General features: G+C 76.6%; 10 protein-coding genes. 3 read left to right on the forward strand and 7 right to left on the reverse strand.

The features are described from left to right. Position 1 precedes the first annotated feature (1 nt). Together J7W19_RS01610 and J7W19_RS01615 are read right to left on the reverse strand one after the other, a co-directional pair. Positions 2–1,309, reverse strand: a complete 1,308-nt coding sequence (locus J7W19_RS01610; protein WP_004941454.1) for an NAD(P)/FAD-dependent oxidoreductase — start codon at positions 1,307–1,309, stop codon at positions 2–4. Continuing rightward, positions 1,306–3,453 carry a molybdopterin oxidoreductase family protein gene (locus J7W19_RS01615; protein ID WP_004941457.1) on the reverse strand — a complete coding sequence of 716 codons (2,148 nt, stop codon included), beginning with the start codon at positions 3,451–3,453 and terminating at the stop codon, positions 1,306–1,308. Before J7W19_RS01615 ends, J7W19_RS01610 begins: the two co-directional genes overlap by 4 nt. Positions 3,454–3,644: 191 nt before the next feature. Between J7W19_RS01615 and J7W19_RS01620 the strand changes: the two genes are divergently transcribed. After that, positions 3,645–4,820 (forward strand): uroporphyrinogen-III synthase, encoded by a 1,176-nt coding sequence (locus tag J7W19_RS01620; protein WP_004941458.1) that lies wholly within the window; start codon positions 3,645–3,647, stop codon positions 4,818–4,820. A 114-nt stretch (positions 4,821–4,934) separates the two neighbouring features. Here J7W19_RS01620 and J7W19_RS01625 read toward each other — a convergent pair whose 3' ends face one another. Beyond that, the gene (locus J7W19_RS01625; RefSeq protein WP_004941459.1) at positions 4,935–5,432 is read right to left on the reverse strand and encodes a hypothetical protein; all 498 of its coding nucleotides are present in this window, start codon (positions 5,430–5,432) and stop codon (positions 4,935–4,937) included. 252 nt (positions 5,433–5,684) lie between these two features. Between J7W19_RS01625 and pip the strand changes: the two genes are divergently transcribed. Beyond that, positions 5,685–6,650 carry a prolyl aminopeptidase gene (gene pip, locus J7W19_RS01630; RefSeq protein ID WP_004941461.1) on the forward strand — a complete coding sequence of 322 codons (966 nt, stop codon included), beginning with the start codon at positions 5,685–5,687 and terminating at the stop codon, positions 6,648–6,650. Between the two features lie 46 nt (positions 6,651–6,696). On the opposite strand, the gene J7W19_RS01635 is transcribed toward pip, so the two are convergent. Next, positions 6,697–7,932 (reverse strand): cytochrome P450, encoded by a 1,236-nt coding sequence (locus tag J7W19_RS01635; RefSeq protein ID WP_210455247.1) that lies wholly within the window; start codon positions 7,930–7,932, stop codon positions 6,697–6,699. 390 nt (positions 7,933–8,322) lie between these two features. Between J7W19_RS01635 and J7W19_RS01640 the strand changes: the two genes are divergently transcribed. Further along, positions 8,323–9,099, forward strand: a complete 777-nt coding sequence (locus J7W19_RS01640) for a 3-keto-5-aminohexanoate cleavage protein (protein WP_004941467.1) — start codon at positions 8,323–8,325, stop codon at positions 9,097–9,099. 60 nt (positions 9,100–9,159) lie between these two features. Here the strand turns inward: J7W19_RS01640 and J7W19_RS01645 are convergent, their stop codons facing one another. The 3 genes from J7W19_RS01645 to J7W19_RS01655 form a co-directional block, all read right to left on the reverse strand. Further along, the gene (locus J7W19_RS01645) at positions 9,160–9,618 is read right to left on the reverse strand and encodes a hypothetical protein (protein WP_004941469.1); all 459 of its coding nucleotides are present in this window, start codon (positions 9,616–9,618) and stop codon (positions 9,160–9,162) included. A gap of 166 nt (positions 9,619–9,784) precedes the next feature. Next, complete coding sequence (locus J7W19_RS01650) at positions 9,785–11,008, reverse strand: sensor histidine kinase (RefSeq protein ID WP_004941471.1); 1,224 nt, start codon at positions 11,006–11,008, stop codon at positions 9,785–9,787. Between the two features lie 133 nt (positions 11,009–11,141). Further along, positions 11,142–11,510: a hypothetical protein gene (locus J7W19_RS01655; protein WP_004941475.1), complete on the reverse strand. Its 369-nt coding sequence runs from the start codon at positions 11,508–11,510 to the stop codon at positions 11,142–11,144. Between the last annotated feature and the right edge of the window lie 114 nt (positions 11,511–11,624).

An 11,624-nucleotide genomic window follows, 5' to 3' on the forward strand; every position in this document is an offset into this window, starting at 1 on the left:
CTCATGGGCGGCCCTCCCCCACGAGCAGTCCCAGCGCGTCGCCCGCCACCGGCTCGCCGCGTGCCACGGCGTCCGCCACGTCGCCCACGGTGGTCAGGTCGCCGACGAGGATCGCGCCGACGGGCACGCCCCCGCGCAGGACCAGCTTCCGGTAGGTGCCGCGCGTCGCGTCGGCCAGGGTGACGACCTCGGTGTCGCCGCCCGCGGCCGTCGAGTCGCCGAACGCGGCCACGTCCACCGGCCCTCCGCCGAGCCGGAGGAGGACGGGAGGGGCGGGGGGACGCGTGCCGGCCGGGGTCCCGGAGAACTCCGCCGCGAGGGCGGCGGCCAGGGCGTCGGCCTGTTCCCAGGCGGCTTCCGCCCGGCCGTGGACGGCGTTCCGGTGCTCGGCGCAGTCGCCGATCGCGTACACGCGCGGGGCAGACGTGGCGAGGGTGTCGTCCACGACGACGCCGGTGGCCACGGCGAGCCCGGCGGCCCGCGCGAGGTCCGTGCGGGGTCGCGCCCCGCAGGCGAGGACGGTGGTCCGGGCGTCGATCCGCGTCCCGTCGGACAACCGGAAGCCGACGATCCGGCCGTTGGCGCCGAGCGCCGTGAGGACGCCCGGCTCGTGGTGCACGCGGACGCCGAGCGAGGCGAGGGTACGGCGCACGATCCCGGCGGCACCCGCGTCGAGGTGACGGTCCAGCAGGTGTTCCCGGTCGTGCACCAGATGGACCCCGGCCCCCGCCCCGGCGAGCGCCTGCGCCGCGTCGACGCCGAGGACTCCCCCGCCGACGACGACGGCCGTCCCGCCGCTCCGGACGGCCGCGGCGATCCGGGCGCGGTCGCCGAGGGTGCGCAGCGGGTGGACGCCGTCCCTGAGCGCCCCGGCGGCGGTGCGCAGACCGGGCAGGTCCGGTACGACGGGCGCGGCGCCGGTGGCCAGGACGAGGGTGTCGTACGCGGCGGTCTCCCCGCCGGCCGTGCGCAGGGTGCGCGCCCCAGGGTCGATCGCGACGACCTCGGTGCCGGTGCGGACGGCCGCCCCGCCGGTGGGCAGGGCGATGGTGCCGGACGCGTACCGGCCGCGCAGCAGGCCGGTGAGGAGGGTGCGGTTGTAGGGCGCGTACGGTTCCGCGCCGTAGAGCGTCACCCGCGCGCTCCCGTCCGGCGCGAGCGCGAGCAGCTGCCGCGCGAACCGGGCGGCGGCCATCCCCGCCCCGACGACGGCGACGTGGTGGGGGCCGCGCGGGCGGGACGCGCCCCGGGCGGCGGCCCCGACAGGGCGCGAAGGGCGCCCGGCACCCGTACCGGCCGTCCCGCTCACCGCGCCCCCTCGGTCACCGCCGCCTCCACCCGTACCGCGCACACCTTGAACTCCGGCATGCGCGAGACGGGGTCGAGGGCGGGGTTGGTGAGGGTGTTGGCGCGGCCGGGGCCGGGCCAGTGGAAGGGCATGAAGACCGTGTCGGGCCGGATCCGGTCGGTGACGACGGCGGGCGCGGTGACGCTCCCCCGCCGGCTGGTGACCGTCAGCGGGGTGCCGTCGGCGACGCCCAGCCGGGCCGCCAGCCATGGGTGGACCTCGACGAAGGGCCCCGGCGCCGCCCGGTCGAGCTCGGGGGTGCGGCGGGTCTGGGCGCCGCTCTGGTAGTGGGCGAGGACGCGCCCGGTCGTGAGGCGCAGCGGATAGTCGGCGTCCGGTTCCTCGGCGGCGGCCCGGTGGGAGACGTCGGCGAACCGGGCGCGGCCGTCCGGGGTGGCGAAGCGGTCGAGGAACAGCCGCGGGGTCCCGGGGTGGTGGGGCCGTCCGGCGCCGGCGCGCGGGCAGGGCCAGAAGACGCCGTCCTCGGCCCGGATCCGGGCGTAGTCGATGCCGGAGTAGTCGGCCTGGCCGCCGGCGGACGCCTCCCGCAGTTCCTCGAAGGCTTCCTCGGCCTCCGTGGGGAACCCCTTCCCGACGCCGAGGCGTTCGGCGAGTCCGTGCAGGACGTCGAGGTCGGTCCGGACGCCGGGGGGCGGGTCGAGGGCCCGGCGGCGGAGGATCACCCGGCCTTCCAGGTTGGTCATGGTGCCGGTCTCCTCGGCCCATTGGGCGGTGGGCAGGACGACGTCCGCGAGTTCGGCGGTCTCGGACCGGACGACGTCGCAGACGACGAGGCAGTCGAGGGCGCGCAGCCGTTCGGTGACATGGGAGGCGTGCGGGGCGGAGACGACCGGGTTGGAGCCCATGAGCAGCAGGGCGCGTACGCCGCCGTCGGTGCCGAGCGTGTCGAGGAGTTCGTACGCGGAGCGGCCGGGGCCCGGGAGGGTGTCGGGGTCGACGCCCCACACGGCGGCGACGTGCGCGCGGGCCGCCGCGTCGGTGATGGACCGGTAGCCGGGCAACTGGTCGGCTTTCTGGCCGTGTTCGCGTCCGCCCTGGCCGTTGCCCTGTCCGGTGAGGCAGCCGTAGCCGCTGTGCGGCCGGCCGGCCCGGCCCGTCGCCAGGCACAGGTTGATCCACGCGCCGACGGTGTCCACGCCCTTGCTGTGCTGTTCGCCGCCGCGCGCGGTGAGGACCATGCCGGTGGGCGCGTCGCAGAACAGTTCCACGGCCCGCCGCATGGCGGCCACCGGGACGCCGGTGAGGCGTTCCACCCGTTCCGGCCAGTGCGCCATGGCGGCCTCGCGGGCCCGCTCCCAGCCGGTGGTCCGGGCGGCCACGAACGCCTCGTCCACCCGCCCGTCCGCGACGACGAGGTGGAGCAGGCCGAGGGCGAGCGCGAGGTCCGTGCCCGGGGCCGGGCGCAGGTGCAGGTCGGCGGTCTCGGCGGTGCGGGTGCGGCGCGGATCGACGACCACCAGCGTGCCGCCGGCCGCCTGTTGGGCCCGGAAGTAGCGCATGGCGGGCGGCATGGTGTCGGCGGGGTTGCCGCCGACCAGGACGAGGCAGCCGGTGCGGGCGATGTCCGCGAGCGGGAAGGGCAGCCCCCGGTCGAGGCCGAAGGCCGCCCGCTGGGCCGCCGCGGCGGACGACATGCAGAACCGGCCGTTGTAGTCGATGTTGGCCGTACGCAGCACGACCCGGGCGAACTTGCCCAGCAGGTACGCCTTCTCGTTGGTGAGACCGCCGCCGCCGAACACGCCCGCCGCGTCCCGGCCGTGGCGCGCGGCGGCGTCCGCCAGTCCCTCGGCGGCCCGGCCCAGCGCCTCGTCCCAGCCGGCCTCGCGCAGCCGGCCGGTGCGGCGGTCACGGACCAGGGGCGCGGTCAGCCGGGCGCCGGGCGCGAGCACGGCCGCGGCCGAACGGCCCTTGCCGCACAGCGCCCCGCGGTTGACCGGGAAGTCCGGCCGCTCCTCCACCGCGACGGTGGTGCCGCCCGGCCCCGCGCCGGGGGACTCCGGGGAAACGATACGGCGCAGCCGCATACCGCACTGCAGGGAGCAGTACGGGCAGTGGGTGTCGGCCGGCTGTGCTCCTGAGGTCATGCCGGTAAGCGTCATCCGCCCTCGTTACCACGGTGGAACGTCCGTGTTGCCGCGCGCTCACGTCGCACACATCTCCGGCGCTACCCGATGTGCGTTCGCCGACACGTCCTTGTAGGAAAGCATGCGCGGTCCTTACGCCCCCGTGACTGCGGCGAAATGACGGCTTAATCCCCGTCGGGGAGTCTCGGCCCATGGGAACAGCCGTGCCGGGAGCGCCCGGTGAGCCGATCGGGCCGCTGACGGGCCTCACGGTGGGGGTCACCGCGGACCGGCGCCGCGACGAACTCGCCGCGCTCCTGCTCCGCCGCGGCGCCTCGGTGACCGTCGCCCCCGCCCTGCGCATGGTGCCGCTCGCCGACGACGCGCTGCTCCGCGCCGCCACCGAGGCGTGCCTCGCCCGCCCGGTCGACTACGTGGTGGCCACCACCGGCGTCGGCTGGCGGGGCTGGATGAGCGCCGCGGAGGGCTGGGGCCTCGCCGAAGCTCTGCTCGCGGCCTGCCGGGAGGCCGCCGTGCTCAGCCGCGGCTCGAAGACGACGGGGGCGCTGCGCGCCTGCGGACTGCGTGAGGACTACGCGCCGGAGACCGAGACCACGGACGCGGTCCTCGCCTGGCTGCTCGCCCGCGACCTGCGCGGACGGCACGTCGCCGTCCAGGAGCACGGCGCTCCGGCCCCCGGCTTCGCCGAGGCGCTGCGCGCCCGAGGCGCCGCCGTGACCGCGATCCCCGTCTACCGCTGGGGCCCGCCCGAGGACCCCGACGCCGTGCGCCGGCTCGCCACCCGGACCGTCCGACGGGAGATCCACGCGCTGCCGTTCACCAGCGCACCGGCCATCGAGGCGTTCCTGGCGGCGGCGGGCCCGGGACGCGACGACGTTCTGGCCGCCCTCCGCCACGACGTCCTGGCGGTCTGCATAGGCCCCCTGTGCGCCCGCCCTCTCGTGGCGGCCGGGGTTCCCTGCCCCTGGCCCGACCGCGGCCGCCTCGGCTCCCTCGTCCGCCTCCTCACCGACGAACTCCCCCGCCGCCACCGCCGGGAACTCTCCACCCCCGCGGGCCCCCTGATCGTCCAGGGCGCGGCCGTCCTGGCCGGCGACACCCTCCTCCGCCTCCCGCCCCTGCCCGCCGCCCTGCTCACCGCCCTGGCGGAACAGCCGGGGACGGTGCTCAGCCGCAAGGAACTGGTGCGACGGCTCTGGCCTCCGGTGGGGGACGCCGTGCCGGGACGGCAGACCGGGCAACAGCAGCACGCCCTCCGCGCGTTGGAGGCGACGGTGGGGAGGCTGCGGGGGGCGTTGGGGGCTTACGGGGGCGTGGTGGGGACGGTGACGAAGAGGGGGTACCGGTTGGTGGGGGTCGGGGGGTAGGGGGTAAGCCCCGCGCGCGCGGGGACCACAGGCTCCGACCTGGGCCTCTACCCGGACCCGCCCCCGTTTTCACTCACTTCCGCAGATCGCGACATATGACCCGAAAGCCCCGCCTCACACCGCCGCGGCCCCCCGCTCCACCGCCGTGACCAGCATCGCGCCGATCGGGATCAGCCCCTGGTTCAGCGCGTCGAGCGCCTGCCGCTCCGTCTCCGGGATGTGCCACTCCTCCCACCACCCGGCCTCCTCCACCGAGCAGGACTCGAACGCCTCGGCCTCCCAAGCGCGCAGCAGGTCGGCGGCGTACGGAACGGCCGGGCGGGCCTGGTGCGCGTAGGCCTCCAGGAGGGCGATCATGTGACTGTCCGGGAGGTAGCCGCGCCAGGCGGCGAGGAGGGTGTCGACGATGCCGACGACGTCCTCCAGCCACAGCACGTGCTCGGTCACCCAGCCCTGCGGATCGGGGCAGGCGGGCATGCCGGGCAGCAGGCGCCGCTGAAGCCCTTCGCGGCGGTGGAAGAAGTCCTTGCCCAGGGCCACCTCTTCACTCGTGGGCAGCCAGGCGTTCCGGCTCAGGGCGGTCACGGCGGCATCGAAGGGATGGGTCGTCATTCCGCTCACCCTACGCGGTGCGGAGTGGCGCTAGGGAGGGGTGGTTGTGCCTGTTCAGGGGTGGTTCGACGACGGCGTGACGCCCCGTCGCCGCACCACCCGGCGGCGGCCCGGTCAGGGTGCCGGTACCCGACGCGAGCACCGGGATGATCAGTCGCCCGGCGCCCCCGGTGCCGGGGCTTCCCCCGGGGACAAGGTCAACCGCCGCCTCCGGCTAGCGTGAAGGCCCGCACACCACCCGGGGGTCCCGGCATGGCAACCGACGCGCTGTACCCGCCGACCGAACCGTACGACGAGGGGATGCTCGACGTCGGGGACGGCAACCTCGTGCACTGGGAGGTGTCCGGCAGGCCGGACGGGAAGCCGGCGCTCGTCGTGCACGGCGGGCCGGGGTCCGGCTGCTCGCCGGGGGTCCGCCGGTTCTTCGACCCGGGCCGCTACCGCGTCGTCCTCTTCGACCAGCGCGGCTGCGGGCGCAGCACACCGCACGCCGCCGACCCGGCGACCGACATGCGGCACAACACCACCCACCACCTGATCGCCGACATGGAACGGCTGCGCGAGCACCTGGGCATCGACCGGTGGACGCTGTTCGGCGGATCCTGGGGGTCCACCCTCGTCCTGGCCTACGCCGAGCGGCACCCGGAGCGGGTCGCGGAGATCGTGATCACCGGTGTCACCACCACCCGCCGCTCGGAGATCGACTGGCTGTACCGGGGCGCCGCCCGCTTCTTCCCCGAGCAGTGGGAACGCTTCCGGGACGGCGTCCCGGCGGCGGACCGCGGCGGGGACCTGGTCGCCGCGTACGCCCGGCTGATGGAACATCCGGACGCCGCCGTACGCGAGCGGGCCGTGCGCGACTGGTGCGCCTGGGAGGACGCGGTCGTCTCCGCGGAGCCCGACGCCGTACCCGCGCCCTACAGCGGGCGGCCGTCGAGGGCCCGCCGCGGCTTCGTCCGGATCGTCACCCACTACTTCGCGCACGGTGCCTGGCTGGAGGAGGGCGCCCTGCTGAGGGACGCGGGCCGGCTGGCCGGGATCCCGGGGGTGCTGGTGCACGGCCGGTTCGACGTCGCGGGGCCGTTGGGTACCGCCTGGGAACTGGCCAGGGCGTGGCCGGACGCCCGGCTGGTCGTCGTCCCCGACGCGGGTCACCTGGGCAGCGAGACCTTCCTGTCCGAGGCCCGCGCGGCGCTCGACCGGTTCGCCTCCGGGTAACGGCCGGAGGGCGCCCGTGAGTTCCGGCCGTCGCCCGCCCGGCCCGTCACCGGGTCACGGGCAGCTCCCGCGGCCCCCGCACCAACAGCCCCGGCCGGTACGGCAGGAGCCCCGGGTCGGCGGCGAGCCGCAGCCCCGGCAGCGCGTCGAAGAGCAGCGGCAGGGCGACCGCCGCCTCCAGCCGGGCCAGCCGGGCGCCGAGGCAGAAATGCGGTCCGCGACCGAACGCGACGTGGGCGGCGGCCCGTTCGGGGCCGGGCAGGTAGCGGCCGGGACGGAAGGCGTCCGGTTCGGGGAAGCGGCCCGGATCGCGGTTGGCGGCGGCGAGGACGACGAGGACGGAGGATCCGGCGGGTATGACCGCTCCCCCGCCGAGGTCCACCTCCTCGGTCGTCCGCCGCCAGGTGGTCCCCTCCAGGGGGCTGGCGTGCCGCAGCGCCTCCTCGGCCACGGCGTCCCACCGCCGCCCGCCGGTGTCGCGCCGGGCGGCGGACAGTTCGCCGGGGTGGGTGAGCAGGAGCAGGACGGCGGAGGCGAGGAGGTTCATGGTCGTCTCGTAGCCCGCGAACAGCAACAGGAAGGCCATCGCGAGGAGTTCCCCGTCCGTCAGGCCGCCCTCCCGGGCATCGTGCACCAGGGAGCTGAAGAGGTCGTCGCCGGGCGCGCGCCGTTTGTCCGCGATGAGCGCGGTGAAGTACGTGTGGAGGGCGGTCCAGGCGGCGTCCACCGCGCCGGGGGCGAGCGCGTCGGCGGGCGATCCGACGCGGTACGTCCACTCCCGCAGGTCGGCGCGGTCGGCCTCGGGGACGCCCAGGACCTCGCCGATGACCAGGACGGGCAGCGGGAAGGCGAACGCGTCGACGAGGTCGGCGGAGCCGTCCCGCTCCAGCCGGGCCGCGAGGTCCCCGGCCAGCCCGGCGGCCAGCCGCGCGATGCGCGGCCGGAGGGCGTCGACGCGGCGCGGGGTGAACGCGGCGGCGGTCAGCCGGCGGAGCCGGGTGTGGTCCGGGGCGTCGGAGTTGAGCATGTGCCGGGCGAGGCACGCCTGGGCGCGGCGGGCGGGGGAGTCGGGCCGGGGGCGGCCGGCGGCCTTCGGGGGCACGTTGGAGAAGCGGGGGTCGGCCAGGACGGCCCGGGCCTCCCGATAACCGGTCACCAGCCAGGCGTGCGTGCCGTTGGCGAGGTCCACCCGCGCCGCCGGGCCGCGGGCGCGCAGCCGGGCGTAGTACGGGTAGGGGTCGCGCGCGAAGGCGGGGTCCGCCGGGTTCAGAAGATCGGCCACCCGCTCATCCTCACCGACGGACGGGCCCGGGCACCGGTGTGGCAAGGGTCAGGGCGCACGGGCGCGTGCTGTGGGATCCCTACAAGACGGGCGGGTTGGTCCGGACCGGGGCCGGGGCGGGGGCCGGGGTCTGCGCCGGGGCCGGGCCGGGGCGCGGCGGGGGCCTGCGCCGGGCCAAGGCCGGAGCGGAGGCCGGGCCTGCACCGGGCCGGGGACGGAGACGGAGACAGGGACGGAGACGGGGACAGGGACAGGGACAGGGACAGGGACGGAGACGAGCCGAGGCCGGGGCCAAACCGGTGCGGGGCCGGCGCCGGGCCGGGGCCGAACCTAGGCCGGGCCGATGCCTGCGCCGGGGCCGTTGTCAGACCCCACTGGCATGCTGACGGCATGATCCTGCAAGCGTGTCTCAACGGTTCCCGCGACCGGCGGGAGCATCCGGGCCTGCCCGTCACCGCCGCCGAACTGGCGGCAGCGGCACGGGAGGCGGTCGCCGCCGGGGCGGTGGACCTCCATGTGCACCCGAAGGACGCGGCGGGCGCGGACACCCTCGACCCGGTGGCCGTCGCCGAGGCCGTCGAGCGGGTGCGGGCCGCGGTGCCGGGGGTGCCGGTCGGCGTCACCACCGGCGCGTGGGCCGCGCCCGACCCCCGGATACGCGCCGCGCTCGTCCGGTCGTGGACGGTCCTGCCGGACCACGCGTCCGTCAACTGGCACGAGGAGGGCGCCGACGAGGTCGCCGCCGCGCTGGCGGAGCGCGGCGTCGCCGTCGAGGCGGGCCTGTTCTCGGGCACGGACGCGGTGGCCCGCTTCCGCGCCTCGCCCCGCGCGGGCTCGGTGCTGCGGATCCTGGCCGAGGTCACCGACACCGACCCCGGCACCGCCGAGCGGTCGGCCCGCGCGCTGCTGGACGACATCGGGACGGACCCGCCCGCGCCCGTCCTCCTCCACGGCGAGGACGGCGGCGCCTGGCCCGTGCTCCGGCTGGCCCTGCGTCAGGGCCTGTCGACGCGCGTCGGCCTGGAGGACGTCCTCCACCTCCCGGACGGCTCCCCGGCGCCCGGGAACGCGGCGCTGATACGGGCGGCGGCCGCGGGCGTCGCCGCGGCCGTGGGCACCGCGGCGTGCGGCCGGCGGCGGCGCGGCGTGCCCGGGACCGGCGGGTGACAGCCCCCGCCGCCCCACCGCTCCGGTTCCGACCCCGCCCTGATCCCGAGGCAGGCGGGCCTACCGCCCGGCCGGGGCGAGAGTGCCGCAGTTCGTCTTGTAGCGGGCCACGACGTAACCGTCGATCTCGCCGCCCCAGTCGACGCACTTGCCCTTGGCCTCCAGGTAGACCGGCCCCGCGTAGGAGGTGAAGAAGCCGTACTGCTCCTGCTTCGACTTCAGGTCCTTGTCGCGCTGGATCCAGGAGCCCACCCACAGCTTCGATCCGCTCGCGCCGTCCCGCTTGGTGACCACGCAGTTCTTGCCGTTGGCGGAGTTGTAGGCCAGGAAGACCGCCCCGCGGCCCGGGATCGGGATCTGGTTGACCTGCGTGTATCCGGCGCCGCACTCCTTGTTGTACGCGGCCGTGGCGCGGGCCGGCGCGGCGGCGGACGTTCCGGTGCCCGCCACCAGCGCGGTGACGGTGGTGGCGGCGAGCAGCGTGGCTCCGGCGACGCGGGCACGTACGGCACGCTTCACGGTGTCCTCCCTGGAGGTCTCGGGTCGCATGGTGCCTGTTCGGTGAACGTACGCGGGACGGCCGTCTCCGTGCCCGTACAGACACCCCACCCCCGGGAGGGGTTGCACGCCCCTTCTTCCCCGGGGTGCGAAACCGGCCACCGCGCCACACGGGCGGCGCGGGCCGTCATGTTCGACTCCCCGATGGCAGCGGTGGCGCCGCCGTCGGCAGGCGGACCTCGACCGTCGCGCCGCCGCCCGGCGCGCTCTCCACCGTGAACCGCCCGCCCGCGGTCTCCACCCGCACGGAGTGGCTGGCCAGGCCGATGTGCCCGGCCCGCAGCCGCTCCTGGACGACGTGCGGGTCGAAGCCGACGCCGTTGTCGCGGACGGTCAGCACGGTCTCGTCGCCCTCGGTGGCCAGCGTCACCCAGACGTCGTCGGCCCGCGCGTGCCGGACGATGTTGCGGAGGAGTTCCCGGGCGGTGGAGTAGAGCAGGGCCTCGTGGCCGACGCGGCCGGGCAGCCGCACGTCGTAGTGGACACGGAAGCCGCCGCGCCGAGCGAACCGCTCCCCCGCCGCCTCCAGCGCGGCACCGAGCCCGGCGGCGGCGAGGATCTGCGGATGGAGATTGAAGATGATCTCCCGCATCTCCCGGACGGTGCGCCGCACTTCGCCCTGGGCCCGGTCGAGGGCGGCGCGGGCAGCGGGGTCCGTGACGGCGTCCTCGGCCTCCTCCAGGTCGTGCAGGGCGGCCAGCAGCGTCTGCACGGCGCCGTCGTGCAGGGAGTCGGCGACCCGGGACCGTTCGCGGGTCTCGGCGGCGAGCGCGTCGTCGAGCAGCAGTTCGCGGGTGCGCAGCAGTTCGGCCACCCGCTCGCTGCGCCGGGCCAGCAGGACCGCGATGAGCACCGAGGCGCAGACCGTCCACAGCAGGTACGCCTCGTCGACGACGATGTCCCAGGACTCCTCCGGCGGTTGCGTCAGCGCGTGCGGCACCGACATCGCCGCGTAGCAGACCATGCAGGCGGCGCCGAAGACGGCCGTGACCTTCGGCATCTGCCACAGGACGGTGGCCGTGGACCACAGGAAGTAGGCGTAGCGGACCGGGGAGTCCGGGCCGCCGGAGACCGCGGCGAGGGCCGTGATCAGCGCGAGGTCCACGACGACGGCACCCGCGGCGCCGCGCACGTCGGCCACCGGGCGGCGCCGGATCCACAGCATCCGCCCGACGGCCCAGAGCAGGTAGGCGACGAGCAGGCCGTCGAACCAGTGCCGGTACGAGACGTCGGGCGGCCGGCGGCCCGCCATGAACAGGGGGACGGCCAGGGCGAGCCGGATCCAGGCCACGCGGCGGGAGGCGAGCGCCGTGGCGCCGCCCAGCCGTTCCTCCCGGTGGTGCGTGGTCATCGGGACCCGCTCGGACGGGCCGGCCCGGAACGCCCGGGCGGCCCGCCTCCGTCCCGTCCTGTCCGGTACCGCACGGTTCCGACCCTAGACCGGCCCCCCGGCCCGCGCCCGCCGGCGGCGGGCAGGGGGGCCGTCAGGACACGGCGGACCGCACGGGCGCGGCGGACGCCAGCAACGTCGCGAACACGAGCGGGGCCACCGCCTGGTAGGCGACCCACACCTCGCCCCCGGCGGTACCGCCCCGCCAGGCCACCACAAGAGCGGCGAGCGTGGCCAGCGCCCAGCCGCCGTCGTAGGTGATCATCAGCCGCAGGTAGACGGGCAGCGGGCGGTGGCGCACGTACCGGAGTTCGACGCCCCCGCCGGCCAGCAGCGCGACGCCGGCGGCGACCAGCAGCCAGGACGGCGCGCCGAGGGGCCCGTCGAGCCATGCGGCACCGAGGGCGAAGGCCGCGCCCAGCACCACCTTGAACACACCGTCGCCGACGGCCCCTGCCCGCATCCGGGCCTCACTCCGCGCCACGCCCACCCGCGCGCGACCCGGAGCGTCAACCCCCGCGCGCACGGCGCGCGTTGTGCGGGCCGGGGCCCGGGCCCCGGCGCGCGCCGCCGCGTC

The sequence above is a fragment of the Streptomyces mobaraensis NBRC 13819 = DSM 40847 genome, from assembly GCF_017916255.1.
GTDB classification, from domain to species: Bacteria; Actinomycetota; Actinomycetes; order Streptomycetales; family Streptomycetaceae; genus Streptomyces; species Streptomyces mobaraensis.

Bases quoted from the DNA above. Each gene is read 5' to 3' on its own strand.
- J7W19_RS01620 (WP_004941458.1), top strand. From the start codon at position 3,645: ATGGGAACAGCCGTGCCGGGAGCGCCCGGTGAGCCGATCGGGCCGCTG.
- J7W19_RS01615 (WP_004941457.1), bottom strand. From the start codon at position 3,453: ATGACCTCAGGAGCACAGCCGGCCGACACCCACTGCCCGTACTGCTCC.
- J7W19_RS01650 (WP_004941471.1), bottom strand. From the start codon at position 11,008: ATGACCACGCACCACCGGGAGGAACGGCTGGGCGGCGCCACGGCGCTC.
- J7W19_RS01640 (WP_004941467.1), top strand. From the start codon at position 8,323: ATGATCCTGCAAGCGTGTCTCAACGGTTCCCGCGACCGGCGGGAGCAT.
- J7W19_RS01655 (WP_004941475.1), bottom strand. From the start codon at position 11,510: ATGCGGGCAGGGGCCGTCGGCGACGGTGTGTTCAAGGTGGTGCTGGGC.
- J7W19_RS01625 (WP_004941459.1), bottom strand. From the start codon at position 5,432: ATGACGACCCATCCCTTCGATGCCGCCGTGACCGCCCTGAGCCGGAAC.
- pip (WP_004941461.1), top strand. From the start codon at position 5,685: ATGGCAACCGACGCGCTGTACCCGCCGACCGAACCGTACGACGAGGGG.